The organism is Variovorax paradoxus (assembly GCA_016806145.1).
Classification (GTDB): domain Bacteria; phylum Pseudomonadota; class Gammaproteobacteria; order Burkholderiales; family Burkholderiaceae_C; genus Variovorax.
In genome coordinates, this window is record CP063166.1 from 519,660 (window position 1) to 538,787 (window position 19,128).

Genomic DNA, 19,128 nt, shown 5'->3' on the forward strand with positions numbered 1-19,128 from the left:
ATGCGCTACATCTTCAAGACTTCCTACGACCAGGACATCCGCCTCGCCAAGCATGGCGGCCAGGTCTTCTGGTGCGGCCTCTTGTGCGCCTTCCTGCTGGCCGCGCCCTGGATCATCGACGAGTACTGGCTCGCGCAGCTGACCTTCGTGCTGATCTACGGCATCGTCGGCCTGGGCCTGATGCTGCTCGCGGGCTTCACGGGCCAGTTCTCGATCGGCCACGCGGCCTTCCTCGGCACCGGTGCCTACACGCAGGGCGTGCTGACCAACCTCGGCGTGCCGTTCCCGCTCGCGCTGGTCGCGGCCGCGGCGCTGTCGGCCGGCGTGGGCGTGGTGGTGGCGCTGCCGGCGCTGCGCGTGAAGGGCATCTACCTGGGCATCGCGACGCTCTCGTTCGGCTTCATCGTCGAGGAGGTGTTCGCGCGCTGGGAGCGCGTGACCGGCGGCAACGCGGGGCTGCACGTGAAGTCGCCGCAGCTCTTCGGCTGGTCGCTGGGCTCGGGCGACGGCTTCTACTTCCTGTGCCTGGCGGTGGCGGTGCTCAGCACGCTGGGCATCCTGAACCTGCTGCGCTCGCCGACCGGCCGCGCCTTCGTGGCGATCCGCGACTCGGAGATCTCGGCGCAGAGCATGGGCATCCACCTCGCGCGCTACAAGACGATGTCGTTCGCGATCTCGGCCGCGCTCGCGGGGCTCGGCGGCGCGCTCTACGCGCACAAGCTGAGCTTCATCTCGCCCGACCAGTTCAACATCCTGCAGTCGATCGACCTGCTGCTGATGGTGGTGATCGGCGGACTCGGCTCGGTGCACGGCGCCTTCCTCGGCGCGATCTTCCTGATCGCGATGCCGCAGCTGATCTCGATGGGCAAGGACTGGCTGCCCGCGGTGGTCGGCCAGGCGCCGGGCCTGCAGGGCTTCGTCTACGGCGTGGTGCTGATCGTGTTCGTGCTGTTCGAGCCGCTGGGGCTGTACGGGCGCTGGCTCAAGGTGCGCACCTACCTGCAGCTGTTTCCGTTCTACCGCAAGGGCCTGTTCAAGCGGCAGAAGTCCTTCACCAAGTCGGATCGCCTGAGATGAGCGGCGGCGACATCCTTCTCTCGGCCCGGGACCTGAGCGTGCGCTTCGGCGGCGTGCTCGCGGTCAACAAGGTCAGCTTCGACGTGCGGCGCGGCGAGGTGTTCACGCTGATCGGGCCGAACGGCGCGGGCAAGACCACGGTGTTCAACCTGATCAGCCGCATCTACACGCCGACCTCGGGCCAGATCACCTGGCATGGCGAGGCCGGCGGCGCGGTGGCGCTGACCAGCCAGGCGCCGCACGCGATCGCGGCGCTCGGCATCGCGCGCACCTTCCAGAACATCGAACTGTTCGAGCATGCGACGGTGCTGCACAACCTGCTGATCGGTCGCCACACGCACCGGCGCAGCGGCTTCTGGCGCGAGCTGTTCTTCACGCCGGCCACGCGGCGCGCCGAGATCGAGGCGCGCGAGAAGGTCGAGCAGGTGATCGAGCTGCTCGACCTGCAGCACCACCGCGACGCGATGGTGGCGGGCCTGCCCTACGGCGTGCGCAAGGTGGTGGAGCTGGCGCGCGCGCTGTGCACCGAACCCAAGCTGCTGCTGCTCGACGAACCCTCGTCGGGCCTCAACGTGGAGGAGACGGCCGACATGGCGTTCTGGATCCAGGACATCCAGCACGAGCTCGGCGTATCGGTGCTGATGGTGGAGCACGACATGTCGCTGGTGTCGAAGGTGTCGGACCGCGTGCTCGCGATGAACCAGGGCGAGGTGCTGGCCACGGGCTCGCCGCGCGAGGTGCAGGCCGATGCGCGCGTGGTGGAGGCCTACCTCGGCACGGTCGACGACGTGAGCAGCCTGCGGAGGGTTCGAGCATGAGCGACGTGGTGCTTCAGTTGCTCAACGTCGAGAGCGCCTATGGCCCGATCAAGGCCATCCGCGGCGTGAGCCTCCAGGTGCGCCAGGGCGAGATCGCGACCGTGCTGGGCTCCAACGGCGCCGGCAAGACCACCATCCTCAAGACCATCTCGGGGATCATCGATCCGCGCAAGGGCAGCATCGAGTTCCAGGGCCGCGACATCACGGCCAAGGACCCGGCCCACATCGTGCAGCAGGGCCTGAGCCACGTGCCCGAGGGCCGCGAGGTGTTCCCGCTGCTGTCGGTGCGCGACAACCTGCTGATGGGCGCCTACACGCGCCAGGACCGCGACGGCGTGGCGCGCGACATCGAGACCGTGTTCGGCTACTTCCCGATCCTGCGCGAGCGCGCCACGCAGGACGCCGGCCTGCTCTCGGGCGGCCAGCAGCAGATGCTCGCGATCTCGCGCGCCATCATGGCCGCGCCGCAGCTGATCCTGCTCGACGAGCCCAGCCTCGGCCTGAGCCCCAAGCTCACCAAGGAGATCTTCGAGATCGTGGTGCGCATCAACCGCGAGCGCGGCACCACCATCCTGCTGGTGGAGCAGAACGCCAACATGGCGCTCAACGCGGCCGACCACGGCTACGTGCTCGAGAACGGCCGCATCGTGATGGAGGACAGCTGCGAGCGGCTGCGCGAGAAGGAGGACATCAAGGAGTTCTACCTCGGCGTGAAGGACGAGGGCGTGCGCGGCGAGCGGCGCTGGAAGAAAAAGAAGACGTGGAGGTAGCACCGATGAGCAGCACCCTTGCACTGCGCGCGCCGGCCGGCCTCTGGGACCTGGCGCACCTGCAGCCCCGCACCGAGGTGGTGGTGCCGGGCGACACCATCCCGGCCGTGTTCTGGAGAGCGGTCGAGTTGCGCCGCGACAAGGTCTGGATGCGGCAGAAGGAATTCGGCATCTGGCGCAGCTGGACCTGGGGCCAGACCGCCGAGGCGGTGCGCGAGATCGCGGGCGGCCTGATGGCGCTGGGCTTCGCGGCCGGCGAGTGCGCCTCGGTGCTGTCGAACACCGTCATCGAATGGGTGCTGGCCGACGTGGCCGTGCTCAGCTGCGGCGGCGTCTCCAACGGCATCTACCCGACCGACGCGGCCTCGCAGGTGCGCTACCTGTGCGAGGACTCGCGCACCACGGTGCTGTTCGTCGAGGACGACGAGCAGCTCGACAAGGCGCTCGAGGTGCGCGCCGCGCTGCCGCTGCTGCGAAAGGTGGTGGTGTTCGACATGGAGGGCCTGCGCGAGCTCGACGACCCCGACGTGCTGAGCCTGGAGGCACTGCGTGCCCTGGGCCGCGCGCACCTGGCCGCGCATCCGCGGGCGCTCGAGGAGCGCGTGGCCGCCTGCCGCGCCGAGGACCTCGCGATCCTGGTCTACACCTCGGGCACCACCGGCAAGCCCAAGGGCGCGATGCACAGCCACGGCGGGCTGGTCTACACCATGCGCGGCTACAACACGCTGCTGGCGCAGGACGAGAGCGACGAGCGCATGTGCTTCCTGCCGCTGTGCCACATCGCCGAACGCATGGGCGGCGAGTACTTCGCGATGTACACCGGCTCGATCCTCAACTTCGTCGAGAACCCCGAGACCGTGCCCGAGAACGTGCGCGAGATCGCGCCCACCGTCTTCACGGCCGTGCCGCGCGTGTGGGAGAAGTTCTATTCGGGCGTGATGATCGCGCTCAAGGAGGCCAGCCGGCTGCAGCAGGCGGCCTACGGCTGGAGCATCGGCGTGGGCCAGCAGATCGCGCAGCGGGTGCTCGAGGGCCGGCCGGTGGGCGCCGGGCTGCGGCTGAAGTTCCGCATCGCGCGCTGGCTCGCGCTCGACAACGTGCGCAAGCTGATCGGCATCCACCGCGCGCGCTTCCTCGTGACCGGTGCCGCGCCGATCTCGCCCGAGCTGGTGCGCTGGTACCTCGCGCTGGGCGTGCCGATGCTCGAGGTCTGGGGCATGACGGAGTCGTGCGGCGCCTCCACCGGCGTGCCGCCCGCGCGCATCATGCCGGGCTCGATCGGCCCGGCCACCGGCTACAACGAGGTGCGCCTCGATCCGCAGACCGGCGAGATCCTGGTGCGCGGCCCGAACGTCTTCATGGGCTACCTGAACCTGCCCGAGAAGACCGCCGAGACCATCGACGCCGAGGGCTGGCTGCACACCGGCGACGTCGGCACGGTCGACGCGGAAGGGTATTTCCGCATCACCGACCGCATGAAGGACATCATCATCACGGCAGGTGGCAAGAACATCACGCCGAGCGAACTCGAGAACGAACTCAAGTTCAGCCCCTACGTCACCGACGCGGTGGTGATCGGCGACAAGAGGCCCTACCTGACGGTGATCGTGATGATCGACCAGGAGAACGTCGAGAAATTCGCGCAGGACAACGACGTGCCGTTCAGCAACTACGAAAGCCTCACGCGCGCGCAGGAGGTGCTCGACCTGATCCAGGGCGAGATCGACCGCGTCAACGCGAAGTTCGCGCGCGTGGAGCAGATCAAGAAGTTCTTCCTGCTCGAGACGCAACTGAGCGCCGAGGACGAGGAGCTGACGCCGACCATGAAGCTCAAGCGCAAGCTGGTGCAGACCAAGTACGCGCAGCGCATCGAGGCCATGTACCGCTGAGCGCATCGAAAAAACGTCCCGATCGCCACCCGATTCTTTCGCCAACCCGAGGAGACAAGCGCATGAAGCTCAAGACACCGACGATGCTGGCCGTGCTGGGCCTGGCCGCGACGCTCGCGTCCGCGCAGCAGGGCGTGACCAAGGACGAGATCCGCATCGGCACGATCCAGGATCTCTCGGGGCCGCTCGCCGGCTTCGGCAAGCAGGCGCGCAACGGCATGCAGCTGCGCGTGGACGAGCTCAACGAGCAGGGCGACGTCAACGGCCGCAAGCTCAGGCTCTACGTCGAGGACTCGGGCTACGACCCGAAGAAGGCCGTGCTGGCGGCGCAGAAGCTGGTGAACCAGGAGAAGATCTTCATCATGGCCGGCCACATCGGCACGGCGCAGAACATGGCGGCGATGCCGGTGCAGTTCGACAAGAACGTCGTCAACTACATGCCGATCACCGCGGCGCGCGAGATGTACGAGCCGCTCAACCGCCTCAAGTACTCGTTCGCCGCCACCTACTACGACCAGATCCGACTGGCGCTGCCGAAGATGGTGAAGGACAAGGGCGCGAAGAAGGTCTGCACCATCTACCAGGACGACGAGTTCGGCCTCGAGGTGCAGCGCGGCGCCGAGGCCGGGCTCAAGGCCGTGAACATGGAGCTGGCCGAGAAGACCTCGTTCAAGCGCGGCGCCACCGACTTCAGCTCGCAGGTCGCGAAGATGAAGGCCGCCAACTGCGACCTGGTGGTGCTCGGCACCATCATCCGCGAGACCATCGGCACCGTGGGCGAGGCGCGCAAGACCGGCTTCAACCCGACCTTCCTGGGCTCGAGCGCGGCCTACACCGACCTGATCCACAAGCTCGGCGGCAAGGCCATGGACGGCATCTACGCGACCATGACGGTGCAGAACCCCTACACCGACGAGCAGTCGCAGCCGCTGCGCTTCTGGGCCAACAAGTACAAGACCAAGTTCAACGAGGACCCGACCGTGTTCTCGGTCTACGGCTACGTGATCGTCGACTCGTTCATCAAGGCGGCGCAGAAGGCCGGCCCGAACCTCACGACCGACAGCTTCATCAAGGCCATGGACAGCATCACCTTCGAGCCCGACATGTTCGGCAGCCCGAAGAGCACCTACACCGCCACCAAGCGCCTGGGCAACGACCAGTCGCGGCTGTCGCAGATCAAGGACGGCAAGTGGGCGGTGGTCTCGGACTACGTGGCGCCCTGAAGCCGCGCCCCGGTGCCGGGGTGCCGGGGTGGGCGGCTATATTGCGCGGCATCCCATCCTCGCGAGAACGCCATGCCCCAGTACTGGCTGATGAAATCCGAGCCCGACGAGGTCTCGATCGACGATGCGCTGGCCGCGCCCGACGCCACCGTGGCGTGGACCGGCGTGCGCAACTACCAGGCCCGCAACTTCATGCGCGACGGCATGAAGGTCGGCGACGGCGTGCTGTTCTATCACTCGAGCTGCCCCGAGCCCGGCATCGCCGGCTTGGCGCGCGTGGCCTCGGCGATCAAGCCCGATCCCACGCAGTTCGACCCGAAGTCGCCGTACTACGACCCGGCCTCGAAGAAGGACGATCCGCGCTGGCTGCTGGTGGACGTGCAGGCGCTGCGCAAGACGCGCCTGCTGGCACTGCCCGAGCTGCGCGCCAAGCCCGAGCTGGCCGAGCTCACGATCCTGCGCAAGGGCAACCGGCTGTCGATCACGCCGGTGGAGCCGGCGCACTGGAAGATCATCGAGAAGATGCTGGGCTGAGCGCCCTCGTCATTTCGCGAGGATCGGGAACAGCTTGCCCAGGCCGTCGGTCATCACCTCGACCGCCAGCGCCGCGAGGATCAGGCCCATGAGCCGGGTCATGATGTTGATGCCGGTCTTGCCGAGCACGCGCGCGATCGGCTGCGCGAGCGAGAAGGCGATGGCCGTGGCCAGCGCCACCACCACGCCGTAGCCCACGAGCACCGCGAGCTCCCACAGGTGCTTGGCCTTGTCGGCGTAGATCACCACGGTGGAGATGGTGGCCGGGCCGGTGAGCAGCGGGATGGTCAGCGGCACCACCGCGATCGAGGCGCCCATCGAGGCCTTGACCTCGGTGGCGCGCAACTCCTCGACGTTGGTCTTGCTCTCGGCCGGCTGCGCGTTGAGCATCGACAGCGAACTCATCAAGAGCAGCAGGCCGCCGCCGACCTGGAAGCTCGCGATCGAGATGCCGAAGAAGGACAGCAGCTGCAGCCCGATCAGCGCGCTGACCGCGATCACCACGAAGGCGCTGAAGGCCGACATGCGCACCGTGCGGCGGCGCTGCGCGTCGGAATAGCCCTGCGTGTAGTGGATGAAGAAGGGCACGATGGCCAGCGGGTTGACGATCGCCACCAAGGTGACCAGCGGTTTGATCAGGTCCATCGAGGTGCTCATCAGCGTCCTCCCGAGACGTCGAGCAGGGCCATGGTGGCGTAGCTGGCCTCGTCGGACAGCAGCCACACGATCGCGTTCGCCACCTCCTCGGCGCTGCCGGTGCGCTTCATCGGCACCGAGGGCGCGAGCTGCGCGGCGCGATCGGGCATGCCGCCCGAGGCGTGGATCTCGGTGTCGATCAGGCCCGGGCGCACCGCGTTGACGCGGATGCCCTCGTCGGCCACTTCCTTGGCGAGGCCGAGCGTGAAGGTGTCGATCGCGCCCTTGCTCGCGGCGTAGTCCACGTACTGCTCGGGCGAGCCCAGCCGCGAGGCGGCGCTCGAGAGATTGACGATCGCGCCGCCCGCGCCGCCGTGGCGCGTGCTCATGCGGCGCACCGCCTCGCGCGCGCAGACGAAGCTGCCGATCACGTTGATGCGGAACATGCGTTCCAGCCGCGCCGCGCTCATCTCGTCGACGCGCGCGCGCACGTCGACCACGCCGGCGCTGTTGACCAGCGCCGTGAGCCGGCCGAGCCTGGCATCGACCTGCTCGAACATGGCCATCACCTGTGTTTCATCGCCGACGTCGGCCTGCACCGCGATCGCCTTGCCGCCCGCGGCGCGGATCGCGCGCACCACCTCGTCGGCAGCGAGCGAGTTGCTCGCGTAGTTGACCGCCACGGTATAGCCGCGCCGCGCCGCCAGCAAGGCGGTGGCGGCGCCGATGCCGCGTCCGCCCCCCGTGACCAAGAGCACCTGCTGGTTCAATTCCGATCTCCTGCACAAAAGCTGCGCGTCAGTTAAAACCGTCGGTCCGGATTACATCACCGAGGGTGGCTCGCAAGTTGCGGGCCTTACCCGCAGTACCGCGATGTTTCGGCGGCGCTTCGTGCGCGGAGGCGAATTCATGAGCAAGACCATCGACTACTACTTCCCCCCCCAAAGCCCCTGGACCTACCTGGGCCATGCCCGCTTCGCCGCGATCGCGGCGGCGGCCGGCGCCACGGTGCGCGTGCGTCCGGTGGACATGGGCAGCATCTTCCCGGTCTCGGGCGGGCTGCCGCTGGGCAAGCGCGCGCCGCAGCGGCAGGCCTACCGGCTGGTCGAGCTGGAGCGCTTCTCGAAGCACCTGGGGATTCCGCTGCATCCGAAGCCGAAGTTCTTCCCGGTCGCGGGCGACGACGCGGCGCGACTGATCATCGCGGTCGACCTCAACGACGGCTGCGAGGCCGCGATGCGCATGTGCGCGGCGGTGTTCGCCGCGGTGTGGGCGCAGGAGCGCAACATCGGCGACCCCAAGGTGCTCGAGGCGCTGGTGGCCGAATGCGGCCTGCCGGCCAAGCGAGCCGACCAGGCGCAGAGCCAGGCGGTGCAGGAGCAGTACGAGGCCTACACGCAGGAAGCCATCGACATCCAGGTCTTCGGCGCGCCGAGCTACGTGATCGATGGCGAGATCTTCTGGGGCCAGGACCGGCTCGATTTCGTCGAACGCGCGCTGCGCGCGGGGCCGGCGGGCTGAGCGCCGCCGCACGCACCGGACACGCACCGGACACGCATCCTCTCCATCCTTCCCATTGCCATCAAAGGAGCAACATCATGGGTCAATTCATCGATCTCACCGCCAAGGACGGCTTCAGCTTTCCCGCCTACGTGGCCGAACCCGCCGGCACGCCGCGCGGCGCCGTCGTCGTGGTGCAGGAGATCTTCGGCATCAACTCGCACATCCGCTCGGTGGCCGACGGCTACGCGGCCGAGGGCTACCTGGCCGTCGCGCCCGCGACCTTCCACCGCGTGAAGCCCGGCGTCGAGCTGGGCTACAGCGAGGACGACATGAAGGCGGGCTTCGGCCTCAAGACGGCCGTCGAGGCGCTGCCCGCGCCCGGCGTGCTGCAGGACATCGAGGCCGCCGTGGCCTATGCGGCCAAGGCCGGCAAGGTCGGCATCGTCGGCTACTGCTGGGGCGGCCTGCTGACCTGGCGCGCGGCCGCGCTGGTGCCCGGCCTCTCGGCCGCCGCACCCTACTACGGCGGCGGCATGACCTCGCCCGAGGAAACCGCGCGCCAGCCCAAGGTGCCGGTGCAGGCCCACTTCGGCAACCAGGACCACTGGATTCCGCTCGACACCATCGAGAGCTTCAAGAAGGCCCATCCCGAGGTCGAGGTGCACGTGTACCCGGTGGGCCACGGCTTCAACTGCGACCAGCGCGGTTCGTACGACGCCGACGCGGCCAAGCTGGCGCGCGAGCGCGTGCTGGCCTTCTTCGCGCAGCACATCGGCTAAGCACGTTCGCTTCGTCGCATGGGAGCCCGGCGCCGCCGGGCTTTTTCATTTCCTGAGGCCGGGCTTGTCGCCCACGCGGGTCTCGAGGAAGTCGAGCAGCGCGCGCAGCGCGGCGCTGTTGTGGCGCCGCTGCAGGTAGACGGCCGACAGCCACATGTCCTTGCGCGCATAGTCCTGCAGCACCGGGACCAGCTCGCCCTGGTCGATGTGCGACTGCACCAGGATCGATGGCAGGTAGATCACGCCGAAGCCGCGCATCGCGATGCGGATCAGCGGCGCGCCCTCGGTGCAGTCCATGCGGCTCTTGACGTGCACGTCGAGCGGCTCGCCGCCGACGTCGAAGCGCCAGACCGGCTGGGCGCCGAGCAGCGAATGGGTCAGCGCCTCGTGGTCGGCCAGGTCGCGCGGATGCTCGGGCTTGCCGTGCTTCTTCCAGTAGACCGGCGAGGCGCACACCACCATGTTCATGAGCCGCAGCTTGCGCATGATCAGGTTGGCGTCCTCCACCGGGCCGCTGCGGATGTCGACGTCGATACCTTCCTCGGCGAGATCGACCGTGCGGTTGGTCAGCTGCAGGCTGATGCGCACGTCGGGGTAGTAGCGCATGAAGTCGGCCAGCAGGTTCGGGAATTCGCCGTTGCCCATGCCGTGCGGCGCCGAGATGCGCAGCCGGCCGCCGGGCTGGCTCGCGCGCTCCTGCAGCTCGGCCTGCGTCAGCTCGACCATCTCGAGCACCGGCGTGCTGCGCTCCAGCAGCAGCTGGCCGGCGTCGGTCAGGCTCACCGAGCGCGTGGAGCGGTTGAGCAGGCGCACGCCGAAGCGGGTTTCGAGTTCGGCGACATACTTGCTGACCGTGGCCTTGGACATGTCGAGCCGCTTGGCGGCCTGCGAGAAGCTGCCATGCGACGCGACTTCGCGAAAGGTTCTGATCAGGTCGAGGCTGTCCATGGATGTCGTGCCGGTAGCGCTGGGCGATGGCGCGATTCTCAAGGGTTTTTCTTAGCAAGGCCGCGCGGCACTTTCGTGACGCGCCGCGACTCGCAAGCAGGCAGAGGATGCATTCGATGACACGCACTTTTCGATTTCATGCGGCCCTCGCGCCGTGGCTGCTGGCACTGGCGGCCCTGTGGCTGCCGGCCGGCGCGGCGCTGGCCCAGGCCTTCGATCCGATCCGGCCGATGGGGCCCGGCGCCGACCGCGCCGCGCTGGCCGCCGAAGCCGCCGCGGCCGCGCGCGCCGGCAATGTGTATGGCGACGTGGAGGCCGAGCCGCCGCTCGCCGCGCCGCGCACCGGCGGGCGCGACCGCGCGGCGGTGCGCGCCGAGGCGGTAGCGACCTCGCACGACCCGAGCCTGAACCTCGACCGCCGCGCCTTCGTCAACAGCGAGATCCCGCCGCAGATCAAGGCCGTGCCGGGCACGCCGCGCACCGCGCGCTGAGCATCCGACGCGGCCGAATGGCGCGCCGCGCACCGAGGTTAATGACTGAACGGTCGACCTGACATTGTTTCAATAGCGGAAACACCGTGTCTCTGAACCGGGTGTTTTCCCGAGGGATTTCGCCTTGAAACTCGCCGCACAGGCGAGCCGATCCGTGCACGCCTGGTGGCTAAACCCTCCGACGTACCGTATCAAGGACCAACGAAATGAAGACCTCGCACATCATCGCCGCCGCCGCTCTGACCCTGGTTGCCGCCATGGGCGCCCAAGCCGAGACCTATGAAGGCGTGACCCAGGCCGTCTCGAGCAAGAGCCGCGACGAAGTCAACACCGAAGCCGTGCGCGCCGCCGCCGCTCCGAACCAGAACGTGACCCGCGGCTCGCGCGGCCCGGAAACGGTCGCCGTGTCGAAGGACCGCGCCCTGGTCGAAGCCGAAGCGATCCGCACCGCTGCCGCTCCCGACCAGAACGTGACCTCGGGTTCGCGCGTGAACAGCAAGGTCATCTCGACCATGCAGCACCCGCTCGACGCACGCGTCCAGGCCCAGCAAGGCACCGGCGCCACCGCCAAGTAAGCTGTCGCACGGCACCGGGCGGCCTTCGGGCCGTTCGCATCCGGACGAAAAAAAGCCACGCGGAGATCGCTCCGCGTGGCTTTTTTTCATGCGCGCTCGTTCAGCGCGTGCGCGCGAGATAGCGCTTGCGCCAGAAGATCAGCACCAGCAGCACCGCGATCGCGAGCATCGAGCCCATGGCGATCCAGAAGCCGTCGGCCTTGTGCACCAGCGGGATGAACTCGAAGTTCATGCCGAAGATGCCGGCGATGAGGTTCAGCGGCAGGAACACGGCGGTGAGCACCGTCAGCACCCGCATGATGTCGTTGGCCCGGTGGCCCTGCACGCTGAAATGCATCTGCACCGCGGTCTCGGCGTTCTGCTCGAGCCGGCGCACGTGGTGCACCACGCGCTCGATGTGCTCGAGCACGTCGCGGCTGCGGATCATCACCAGTTCGCGCTCGCGCCCCTCGGCCGCGTCCCTCGGCGGCGGCAGGGTCTCGAGGTTGTCGAGCCAGTCCTGCATGGCGGCGCGCTGGTCCTCGCAGATCTCGTCGAGGTGGTGCAGCGACTGGCGCGACTCCATCAGCGCGCCCCAGTTGGTGAAGCGGCTGCGCGGGTCGATGAGCTCGGCCTGCCAGTGGTCGAGCTGCTTCGTGAGCTCGCGCCGCAGGTCGAGGTAGCCGTCGACGATCTGGTTGATGACGCGCAGCATCAGGTCGGCCGGGCTGGTGGGCACGCGGTTCGTGACCGCGCGCACGTCGAGCGCCGGCGTGCCGCGGTCGCCGGGCGCGGCGGCCGCCAGCAGGCGCGCGGCGAAGACGTCGCGCACCGCGCCGTCTTCGGGATGCACCGACAGCAGCACGCGGTCGAACACGGCGAAGCCGACCGGGCGGGTGTCGATGCGGCGCAGCACGGGCGGGCCGCCGCGCGGGCGCGGGGCCGGGGGCGTGGGTGCGGCGGCAGCGGGTGCGGCGGCAGCGGGTGCGGCGGCAGCGGGTGCGGCGGTCGGCGCCGGCTGGCCGTTGCCGCTCGCGAGCCGGCGGAACACCAGCACGTCGTACTGCGAGGTGTAGTCGCTGTGCGAGGGCAGCTGGTCGTTCAGCAGGTCGGCCACGTGCAGGTCGACCAACTGGGTCTGGCACAGCGTCTGCAGGATCTGCTGCACCTCGGGCAGCGAGGCGCGGAATTCGTCGCGCGTGAGCGAGATCCAGAGATAGCTGGCGGCGCTGCAGGAGCCGGGCAGGGCCAGCGGCGCCAGCGCGGCATGCTCACTGACCTGCGAGGTGTTGATTTCGAAGATTCGCATCGCGCGCCCCCGTGCTTGCTCAAGATGGCCCGGACCGAAGGCCGGGCGGACCCATTGTGCTACTTAGTTTGTAGCAGGCGGGCGGCGTCGAGCGCGAAGTAGGTGAGGATGCCGTCGGCGCCCGCGCGCTTGAAGGCCAGCAGGCTCTCGAGCACCACGGCGTCGTGGTCGAGCCAGCCGTTCTGGGCCGCGGCCTTGAGCATCGCGTACTCGCCGCTGACCTGGTAGGCGAAGGTCGGCACGCGGAACTCGTCCTTCACGCGGCGCACGATGTCCAGGTAGGGCATGCCGGGCTTCACCATCACCATGTCGGCGCCCTCGGCGATATCGATCGCCACTTCGCGCAGCGCCTCGTCGCTGTTGCCCGGGTCCATCTGGTAGACCTTCTTGTTGCTCTTGCCGAGGTTGGCGGCCGAGCCGACGGCATCGCGGAACGGGCCGTAGAAGGCGCTCGCGTACTTGGCGCTGTAGGCCATGATCCGCGTGTGCACGTCGCCGCGCGCTTCGAGCGCCTGGCGGATCGCGCCGATGCGCCCGTCCATCATGTCGCTGGGCGCCACGATGTCCACGCCGGCTTGCGACTGTGTGAGCGCCTGCTTCACCAGCACCTCGACGGTCGGGTCGTTGAGGATGTAGCCGCTGTCGTCGAGCAGGCCGTCCTGGCCGTGGCTGGTGTAGGGGTCGAGCGCGACGTCGGTCATCACGCCCAGTTCGGGAAAGCGCGACTTGAGCGCCGCCACCACGCGCGGGATCAGGCCGTCGGGATTGAAGGCCTCGTCGCCGGCCGGCGTCTTGAGGCTCGCGTCGATCACCGGGAACAGCGCCATCACCGGGATGCCGGCCGCCACGCACTGCTCGGCCACCGGCAGCAGCAGGTCGAGGCTCAGGCGCTCCACGCCGGGCATCGACGCCACCGCGTCACGCCGGCCGCTGCCCTCCTGCACGAACACCGGGTAGATCAGGTCGTGCGCGGTCAGAGCGTTTTCCCGCACCAGGTTGCGCGTGAAGGCGTCGCGGCGAAGGCGGCGCGGACGCCCGGCGGGGAAGGCGGCGAAGGAGGAAAGGGAGGAGCTCATGCGGAAAATTGTGCCCGAACTAAAGTTCCCGAACTTTTGGCGCGGTTGCGCTGAGTTGTCTGACAACCACGGAATTTAGTAGTGCCAAAGTAGTAAATTTTTACCCTAGATTGTTAATTAAAGCGCAGCAGTCGCTTGAAACCTTGTTTCGTCTTTGTTAAATTCTGCCCCGGACGGCTTGCCGTCCCCCGCTTTTCCTCCCTGAGCGGGTGCCTTGATGTGTGACAGCAAAAGGGCTTCCCAGCCCGACGTGAAGACGTCGGGCTTTTTTTTGTCCGTCGCTTTCGTGGGGGCCGATGAAAGCGGGTGCATGCGCCGGGGGCCGGCCACTAAACTGACCGCCATGCTCTGGGTCAAGTCCTTCCACATCGTCTTCATCGCCAGCTGGTTCGCCGGCCTGTTCTACCTCCCCCGGATCTTCGTCAACCTCGCGATGGTGCCGAGCGACTCGGTCGCCGAGCGCGAGCGCCTGCTGCTGATGGCGCGCAAGCTGCTGCGCTTCACCACCTTGCTGGCCGTGCCGGCGCTGGGTTTCGGTCTCTGGCTGTGGCTGGGCTACGGCATCGGGCGCGGCCCGGGCAACGGCTGGATGCACGCCAAGCTGGCGCTGGTGCTGGTGGCGATCGGCTATCACCACGGCTGCGCGGTGCTGCTGCGCCGCTTCGTTGCCGGCGAGAACCGGCGCAACCACGGCTGGTACCGCTGGTTCAACGAGCTGCCGGTGCTGCTGCTGCTGGCGATCGTGATCCTGGTCGTGGTCAAGCCCTTCTGACGGCGGTGGCGACGCAGCACAAGTCCGCCGCGCTGCCCCTTGCGCTGGCCTATGCGGCGCTGATCGTCTATGCCAGCCTCTATCCGTTCGCGGACTGGCGCGACCAGGGCATCGCGCCCTGGGCCTACCTGTGGGCGCCCTGGCCCAAGTACTGGACCGGCTTCGACTTCGCGGTCAATGTCGCGGGCTACGTGCCCTTCGGTTTCCTCTGCGCGCTGTCGGTGCTGCGCACCCGCAGCACCGCGAGCAGCGGCCGCGCGGTGCTGCGCGCCACGCTGGCGGGCGTGGCGGTGTCCTTCGCGATGGAGACGCTGCAGAGCTACCTGCCGGTGCGCATCCCCTCGAACGTCGACCTGGGCCTGAACAGCACCGGCGCGCTGCTGGGCGCGGTGCTGGCGGTGGCGCTCGAGCGCTTCGGCGCGGTCGCCCACTGGGGGCGGGCCCGCGCGCAGTGGTTCGTCGACGAGGCGCGCGGCGCACTGGTGCTGCTGGCGCTGTGGCCGTTCGCGCTGCTGTTCCCGGCCGCCGTGACCTTCGGGCTGGGCCAGGTGTTCGAGCGGCTCGAGGCGGCGATCTCCGAGTGGCTGCTCGACACCCCGTTCATCGACTGGCTGCCGGTGCGCCAGTTCGAGCTCGAGCCGCTGGTGCCGGCGGTCGAGCTGCTGTGCGTGATGCTGGGCGCGCTGGTGCCCTGCCTGCTGGGCTACCTCGTGGCGCGCACCGTGGTGCAGCGCGCGGTGCTGCTGCCGCTGATCCTGCTGACGGGCGTGGTGGCCTCGGGGCTGTCGGCGGCGCTGAGCTACGGTCCCGACCACGCCTGGGCCTGGCTCGGGCTGCCGGCGCAGGTCGGCATCGCGGCGGCGCTGTTCGCGGCGTTGGCGCTGCTGTTCGCGCCGCGGCGCCTCTGCGGCGCGCTGTTGCTGGTGGCGCTGGTGCTGCAGCTGAGCCTGCTGAACCAGGCGCCCGAGAGCGCCTATTTCGCGCAGACGCTGGCGACCTGGGAGCAGGGGCGCTTCATCCGCTTCCACGGGCTGGCCCAGTGGCTGGGCTGGCTCTGGCCCTTCGGTGTGCTGGCCTACGTGATCTTCCTGCTGTCGCGGCGCAGCCGGCCGCCGGCCGCCTGAAGCGCCGGGTATACGCGCCGGCTACGCGGACGGCGGTCCTAGAATCCGCCGATGCCCACCCCCGCCAGCTCCGCCGTGCCTTCGGGCTATTACGGCCGCCACATCTTCTTCTGCCTCAACGAACGCAAGAACGGCGAGGATTCCTGTGCCATGCACAACGCCCAGCAGGGCTTCGACCGCTGCAAGGCCAGGGTCAAGGAAGAGGGGCTCTCGGGGCCCGGCAAGGTGCGCGTCAACAAGGCCGGCTGCCTCGACCGCTGCGCCGGCGGGCCGGTCGCCGTGGTCTATCCCGAGGCGGTCTGGTACACCTTCGTCGATGCCGACGACATCGACGAGATCGTCGACTCGCACCTGAAGAAGGGCGAGATCGTCGAGCGCCTGCTGCTGCCGCTCGACGTCGGGCGCTGAACTTTCAGTCGGGCCTGCGCTCGTACCGTGCTCGCCGCAGGCACCCCTCCACCGTCGGCCTGCCGGCCCGTTCCCATCCGAGCCTCATGAATTCCCAGACCGAAAAGATCAGCCTCCAGGGCGCCGCCGGCGTCATCGAGGTGCAGCGCGACCAGCCGGCCGATGCCGCGCGCGGCATCGCCGTCATCGCCCATCCCCATCCGCTGTTCGGCGGCACCATGGACAACAAGGTGGTGCAGACCCTGGCGCGTGCCTTCATCGCCTGCGGCTGGACCGCGGTGCGCTTCAACTTCCGCGGCGTCGGCGCGAGCGAAGGCGTGCACGACGAGGGCCGCGGCGAGCTCGACGACATGCTGAACGTCGTCGGCCAGCTCGCGCCCGAGGGCCCATTGGCGATCGCCGGCTTCTCCTTCGGCGCTTTCGTCGCGAGCGGCGCGGTCGAGAGGCTCTGGGCCGCGCGCGACGTGCGGCAGATCGTGCTCGTCGGCACGGCAGCCGCGCGCAACACGGTGGCCGTGCTGCCGCCCGAGGCCCACGAGCGCACGCTGGTGGTCCACGGCGAGTCCGACGACACGGTGGCGCTGTCGGCGGTCATGGACTGGGCGCGGCCGCAGTCACTTCCTGTCACAGTCGTCCCCGGGGGCGGCCATTTCTTTCACGGACAATTGCCGCTGCTCAAGAGCCTGGTCGCGCGCCATCTGCGCGCGGACAACCCGGCCGCCTGAAAGCCTGGCTTGCAGGCACGTCTTCGTTTCTTTCCCATCGCTCCCATGAATCGCTTCTTCCACGGTGCCCGCGCGCTGTTGCTCGCCGCCGCCGCTTCCGTCTGCCTGATCGCCGCCGCCCAGGTGCCGGCACCGCCCGAGATCGCCGCGCGCAGCTACCTGCTGCTCGACGTGACGGCCAACCAGATCCTGGCGCAGAAGGACATCGACAGCCCGGTCGAGCCCGCGTCGCTGACCAAGCTGATGTCGGCCTACATCGTGTTCGACGCGCTGCGCGCCAAGAAGATCACCCTGACGCAGACCCTGCCGGTCAGCCCGCGTGCCTGGAAGATGCCCGGCTCGCGCATGTTCATCGACCCGAAGATGCAGGTGCCGGTGGAAGACCTGATCAAGGGCCTGATCGTCCAGTCGGGCAACGACGCCACCGTGGCGCTGGCCGAGGGCGTGGGCGGCACGGTCGAGCACTTCGTCGAGCTGATGAACGCCCAGGCCAAGGTGCTGGGCATGAAGAACACCACCTACAAGAATCCCGAGGGCCTGACCGCGCCCGGCCACACCACCACCGCGCGCGACCTCAGCATCCTGGCGACTCGCCTGGTGCGCGACTTCCCCGAGGAAGCCAAGTACTACGCGATCAAGAAGTACCGCTACCCGGGCACGCCCTCGACCAACGACACCAATCGCAACCTGCTGCTGTTCCGCGACCCGACCGTGGACGGCCTGAAGACCGGCCATACCGAGGCGGCCGGCTACTGCATGATCGCCACCGCCAAGCGCGACTTCCCGAACCTGACCGGCGGCCGCCGCCTGCTGTCGATCGTGCTCGGCACCTCGGGCGAAACCGTGCGCGCCAACGAATCGCAGAAGCTGCTGAACTGGGGCTACACCGCCTACGACGCCGTGCGCCTGTTCGACGGCGGCCAGCCCGCGGCCACGCCGGCGGTCTGGAAGGGCAAGCAGAACGTGCTCAAGCTCGGCCGTCCCGAGCCGATCGTGGTCGCCGTGCCCGCGGGCAGCGCCAGCAAGCTCAAGACCCAGATCGCGCGCCCCGACCCGCTGGTGGCGCCGTTCACCAAGTACCAGCCCGTGGGCACGCTCAAGGTCACGCTCGACGACCAGCCCGTGGCCGAGGTGCCGCTGGTGGCGCTGGAGCCGGTCGAACAGGCCGGCATGCTGGGTCGCGCCTGGGACGCCGTCCGGCTCTGGATCAAGTGATCGGCGGGGCAGGGAGCCGGCGCTTTCAGGCCGGCGGCAGGGGTCGGAAGGCCTCCAAAGCCGCCTGACTTTGCCGTTTCACGAGCCCGCTGCTATACTCGTGGGCTTTTCGGAAAATTCCGAAGGGATTCACGTTTGCGTCATCTCCCGGTTCCTGGATTCCTGGGTCACGACCAGACCAGGGCGCCGCAAGGCACCACCGGGGTATTTCTCGTTTTGGGACTAATTCATTCATGCCAACCATCAATCAACTGGTGCGTCAGGGCCGGACGGTCGAAAAGATCAAGTCCAAGAGCCCTGCCATGCAGAACTCGCCGCAACGTCGCGGTGTCTGCACCCGGGTCTACACCACGACCCCCAAGAAGCCGAACTCGGCACTTCGTAAGGTTGCCAAGGTCCGCCTGACCAACGGCTTCGAAGTCATTTCCTACATCGGCGGCGAAGGCCACAACCTGCAGGAACACAGCGTCGTGCTGGTTCGCGGCGGTCGTGTCAAGGACTTGCCCGGTGTGCGTTACCACATCGTGCGCGGTTCGCTCGACCTGCAAGGCGTGAAAGACCGCAAGCAGTCGCGTTCCAAGTACGGCGCGAAGCGTCCCAAGAAGGCCTGATCGGGTTCTTCTTTCGGTAGTTGTTTCATCGGTGTTCGAGTGCCTTGGCGGGCATGTCGAGCGTAGTGACCCGAAGTTGGGTCGAGTAAGTGAGGGTCCGAGTCGACTCTCGCGGTGCCGGAAGCGGTGCCAACTGAAGCAAAGAGGTTAAGAAAATGCCACGTCGTCGCGAAGTCCCCAAACGTGAAATCCTGCCGGATCCCAAGTACGGCAATGTCGAGCTGTCGAAGTTCATGAACGTGATCATGGAAGGCGGCAAGAAGGCTGTTGCCGAGCGCATCATTTATGGCGCGCTCGACTTCATCGAGAAGAAGAACCCGGACAAGGACCCCCTCGAAGCGTTCACCGTTGCCATCAACAACGTGAAGCCGATGGTCGAAGTGAAGTCGCGCCGCGTCGGCGGTGCGAACTATCAAGTGCCGGTCGAAGTCCGCCCCGTCCGCCGCCTCGCCCTGTCGATGCGCTGGATCAAGGAAGCCGCCCGCAAGCGCGGCGAGAAGTCGATGGCCCTGCGTCTGGCCAACGAACTGATGGAAGCCACGGAAGGCCGTGGCGGCGCGATGAAGAAGCGCGACGAAGTGCACCGCATGGCGGAAGCCAACCGGGCGTTCAGCCACTTCCGCTTCTAAAAACCAAACTTCGCTTGGGCGTTGGGTGTCGGGTGTC

At 68.1% G+C, this 19,128-nt stretch carries 22 protein-coding genes; 17 read left to right on the forward strand and 5 right to left on the reverse strand.

What is annotated here, in order from left to right; translation table 11 throughout:
- From INQ48_02445 to INQ48_02470, 6 genes are all read left to right on the forward strand, one after another.
- Positions 1-1,077: a branched-chain amino acid ABC transporter permease gene (locus INQ48_02445; GenBank protein ID QRF58150.1), complete on the forward strand. Its 1,077-nt coding sequence runs from the start codon at positions 1-3 to the stop codon at positions 1,075-1,077.
- Entirely contained in the window at positions 1,074-1,895 is an 822-nt protein-coding gene (locus tag INQ48_02450) for an ABC transporter ATP-binding protein (GenBank protein ID QRF58151.1), read from the forward strand. The genes INQ48_02445 and INQ48_02450 overlap by 4 nt, the downstream gene beginning before the upstream one ends.
- On the forward strand, positions 1,892-2,665 hold the full coding sequence (locus INQ48_02455; protein ID QRF58152.1) for an ABC transporter ATP-binding protein: 774 nt from the start codon (positions 1,892-1,894) through the stop codon (positions 2,663-2,665). Before INQ48_02450 ends, INQ48_02455 begins: the two co-directional genes overlap by 4 nt.
- A gap of 5 nt (positions 2,666-2,670) precedes the next feature.
- Positions 2,671-4,554, forward strand: coding sequence for a long-chain fatty acid--CoA ligase (locus INQ48_02460; protein ID QRF58153.1), 1,884 nt, complete (start codon positions 2,671-2,673; stop codon positions 4,552-4,554).
- Between the two features lie 62 nt (positions 4,555-4,616).
- The gene (locus tag INQ48_02465) at positions 4,617-5,777 is read left to right on the forward strand and encodes an ABC transporter substrate-binding protein (GenBank protein QRF58154.1); all 1,161 of its coding nucleotides are present in this window, start codon (positions 4,617-4,619) and stop codon (positions 5,775-5,777) included.
- A gap of 72 nt (positions 5,778-5,849) precedes the next feature.
- A complete protein-coding gene (locus INQ48_02470) occupies positions 5,850-6,311 on the forward strand; it encodes an EVE domain-containing protein (GenBank protein ID QRF58155.1) in 462 nt (153 codons plus the stop codon).
- 9 nt (positions 6,312-6,320) lie between these two features.
- Here INQ48_02470 and INQ48_02475 read toward each other — a convergent pair whose 3' ends face one another.
- Positions 6,321-6,956 carry an NAAT family transporter gene (locus INQ48_02475; protein QRF60578.1) on the reverse strand — a complete coding sequence of 212 codons (636 nt, stop codon included), beginning with the start codon at positions 6,954-6,956 and terminating at the stop codon, positions 6,321-6,323.
- Between the two features lie 11 nt (positions 6,957-6,967).
- A complete protein-coding gene (locus tag INQ48_02480) occupies positions 6,968-7,717 on the reverse strand; it encodes an SDR family oxidoreductase (GenBank protein ID QRF58156.1) in 750 nt (249 codons plus the stop codon).
- A gap of 139 nt (positions 7,718-7,856) precedes the next feature.
- Here INQ48_02480 and INQ48_02485 point away from each other — a divergent pair, with 139 nt between their 5' ends.
- Entirely contained in the window at positions 7,857-8,468 is a 612-nt protein-coding gene (locus INQ48_02485) for a 2-hydroxychromene-2-carboxylate isomerase (GenBank protein QRF58157.1), read from the forward strand.
- Between the two features lie 77 nt (positions 8,469-8,545).
- Positions 8,546-9,229, forward strand: coding sequence for a dienelactone hydrolase family protein (locus tag INQ48_02490; protein ID QRF58158.1), 684 nt, complete (start codon positions 8,546-8,548; stop codon positions 9,227-9,229).
- A 45-nt stretch (positions 9,230-9,274) separates the two neighbouring features.
- Here INQ48_02490 and INQ48_02495 read toward each other — a convergent pair whose 3' ends face one another.
- Positions 9,275-10,177 carry a LysR family transcriptional regulator gene (locus INQ48_02495; protein ID QRF58159.1) on the reverse strand — a complete coding sequence of 301 codons (903 nt, stop codon included), beginning with the start codon at positions 10,175-10,177 and terminating at the stop codon, positions 9,275-9,277.
- A gap of 116 nt (positions 10,178-10,293) precedes the next feature.
- Here INQ48_02495 and INQ48_02500 point away from each other — a divergent pair, with 116 nt between their 5' ends.
- Together INQ48_02500 and INQ48_02505 are read left to right on the forward strand one after the other, a co-directional pair.
- Entirely contained in the window at positions 10,294-10,668 is a 375-nt protein-coding gene (locus tag INQ48_02500; GenBank protein QRF58160.1) for an alpha/beta hydrolase, read from the forward strand.
- Between the two features lie 206 nt (positions 10,669-10,874).
- Positions 10,875-11,243 (forward strand): DUF4148 domain-containing protein, encoded by a 369-nt coding sequence (locus INQ48_02505; GenBank protein QRF58161.1) that lies wholly within the window; start codon positions 10,875-10,877, stop codon positions 11,241-11,243.
- A gap of 100 nt (positions 11,244-11,343) precedes the next feature.
- Here INQ48_02505 and INQ48_02510 read toward each other — a convergent pair whose 3' ends face one another.
- Together INQ48_02510 and hemB are read right to left on the reverse strand one after the other, a co-directional pair.
- Positions 11,344-12,531: a magnesium transporter CorA family protein gene (locus tag INQ48_02510; GenBank protein ID QRF58162.1), complete on the reverse strand. Its 1,188-nt coding sequence runs from the start codon at positions 12,529-12,531 to the stop codon at positions 11,344-11,346.
- A 59-nt stretch (positions 12,532-12,590) separates the two neighbouring features.
- Positions 12,591-13,607: a porphobilinogen synthase gene (gene hemB / locus INQ48_02515; GenBank protein QRF58163.1), complete on the reverse strand. Its 1,017-nt coding sequence runs from the start codon at positions 13,605-13,607 to the stop codon at positions 12,591-12,593.
- 343 nt (positions 13,608-13,950) lie between these two features.
- Between hemB and INQ48_02520 the strand changes: the two genes are divergently transcribed.
- The 7 genes from INQ48_02520 to rpsG all read left to right on the forward strand — a co-directional run bounded on the left by INQ48_02520 (position 13,951) and on the right by rpsG (position 19,091).
- The gene (locus INQ48_02520) at positions 13,951-14,379 is read left to right on the forward strand and encodes a CopD family protein (protein QRF58164.1); all 429 of its coding nucleotides are present in this window, start codon (positions 13,951-13,953) and stop codon (positions 14,377-14,379) included.
- A gap of 5 nt (positions 14,380-14,384) precedes the next feature.
- Positions 14,385-15,503 (forward strand): VanZ family protein, encoded by a 1,119-nt coding sequence (locus INQ48_02525; protein QRF58165.1) that lies wholly within the window; start codon positions 14,385-14,387, stop codon positions 15,501-15,503.
- A gap of 51 nt (positions 15,504-15,554) precedes the next feature.
- Complete coding sequence (locus INQ48_02530; protein QRF58166.1) at positions 15,555-15,911, forward strand: (2Fe-2S) ferredoxin domain-containing protein; 357 nt, start codon at positions 15,555-15,557, stop codon at positions 15,909-15,911.
- Between the two features lie 86 nt (positions 15,912-15,997).
- The gene (locus tag INQ48_02535; GenBank protein ID QRF58167.1) at positions 15,998-16,636 is read left to right on the forward strand and encodes an alpha/beta fold hydrolase; all 639 of its coding nucleotides are present in this window, start codon (positions 15,998-16,000) and stop codon (positions 16,634-16,636) included.
- A 45-nt stretch (positions 16,637-16,681) separates the two neighbouring features.
- On the forward strand, positions 16,682-17,851 hold the full coding sequence (locus INQ48_02540; protein QRF58168.1) for a D-alanyl-D-alanine carboxypeptidase: 1,170 nt from the start codon (positions 16,682-16,684) through the stop codon (positions 17,849-17,851).
- A 233-nt stretch (positions 17,852-18,084) separates the two neighbouring features.
- A complete protein-coding gene (gene rpsL / locus INQ48_02545; protein QRF58169.1) occupies positions 18,085-18,462 on the forward strand; it encodes a 30S ribosomal protein S12 in 378 nt (125 codons plus the stop codon).
- 155 nt (positions 18,463-18,617) lie between these two features.
- Positions 18,618-19,091 carry a 30S ribosomal protein S7 gene (gene rpsG / locus INQ48_02550; GenBank protein ID QRF58170.1) on the forward strand — a complete coding sequence of 158 codons (474 nt, stop codon included), beginning with the start codon at positions 18,618-18,620 and terminating at the stop codon, positions 19,089-19,091.
- Positions 19,092-19,128 lie beyond the last annotated feature (37 nt).

Bases quoted from the DNA above. Each gene is read 5' to 3' on its own strand.
- INQ48_02445 (QRF58150.1), top strand. From the start codon at position 1: ATGCGCTACATCTTCAAGACTTCCTACGACCAGGACATCCGCCTCGCC.
- INQ48_02450 (QRF58151.1), top strand. From the start codon at position 1,074: ATGAGCGGCGGCGACATCCTTCTCTCGGCCCGGGACCTGAGCGTGCGC.
- INQ48_02455 (QRF58152.1), top strand. From the start codon at position 1,892: ATGAGCGACGTGGTGCTTCAGTTGCTCAACGTCGAGAGCGCCTATGGC.
- INQ48_02460 (QRF58153.1), top strand. From the start codon at position 2,671: ATGAGCAGCACCCTTGCACTGCGCGCGCCGGCCGGCCTCTGGGACCTG.
- INQ48_02465 (QRF58154.1), top strand. From the start codon at position 4,617: ATGAAGCTCAAGACACCGACGATGCTGGCCGTGCTGGGCCTGGCCGCG.
- INQ48_02470 (QRF58155.1), top strand. From the start codon at position 5,850: ATGCCCCAGTACTGGCTGATGAAATCCGAGCCCGACGAGGTCTCGATC.
- INQ48_02475 (QRF60578.1), bottom strand. From the start codon at position 6,956: ATGGACCTGATCAAACCGCTGGTCACCTTGGTGGCGATCGTCAACCCG.
- INQ48_02485 (QRF58157.1), top strand. From the start codon at position 7,857: ATGAGCAAGACCATCGACTACTACTTCCCCCCCCAAAGCCCCTGGACC.
- INQ48_02490 (QRF58158.1), top strand. From the start codon at position 8,546: ATGGGTCAATTCATCGATCTCACCGCCAAGGACGGCTTCAGCTTTCCC.
- INQ48_02495 (QRF58159.1), bottom strand. From the start codon at position 10,177: ATGGACAGCCTCGACCTGATCAGAACCTTTCGCGAAGTCGCGTCGCAT.
- INQ48_02500 (QRF58160.1), top strand. From the start codon at position 10,294: ATGACACGCACTTTTCGATTTCATGCGGCCCTCGCGCCGTGGCTGCTG.
- INQ48_02505 (QRF58161.1), top strand. From the start codon at position 10,875: ATGAAGACCTCGCACATCATCGCCGCCGCCGCTCTGACCCTGGTTGCC.
- INQ48_02510 (QRF58162.1), bottom strand. From the start codon at position 12,531: ATGCGAATCTTCGAAATCAACACCTCGCAGGTCAGTGAGCATGCCGCG.
- hemB (QRF58163.1), bottom strand. From the start codon at position 13,607: ATGAGCTCCTCCCTTTCCTCCTTCGCCGCCTTCCCCGCCGGGCGTCCG.
- INQ48_02520 (QRF58164.1), top strand. From the start codon at position 13,951: ATGCTCTGGGTCAAGTCCTTCCACATCGTCTTCATCGCCAGCTGGTTC.
- INQ48_02530 (QRF58166.1), top strand. From the start codon at position 15,555: ATGCCCACCCCCGCCAGCTCCGCCGTGCCTTCGGGCTATTACGGCCGC.
- INQ48_02535 (QRF58167.1), top strand. From the start codon at position 15,998: ATGAATTCCCAGACCGAAAAGATCAGCCTCCAGGGCGCCGCCGGCGTC.
- INQ48_02540 (QRF58168.1), top strand. From the start codon at position 16,682: ATGAATCGCTTCTTCCACGGTGCCCGCGCGCTGTTGCTCGCCGCCGCC.
- rpsL (QRF58169.1), top strand. From the start codon at position 18,085: ATGCCAACCATCAATCAACTGGTGCGTCAGGGCCGGACGGTCGAAAAG.
- rpsG (QRF58170.1), top strand. From the start codon at position 18,618: ATGCCACGTCGTCGCGAAGTCCCCAAACGTGAAATCCTGCCGGATCCC.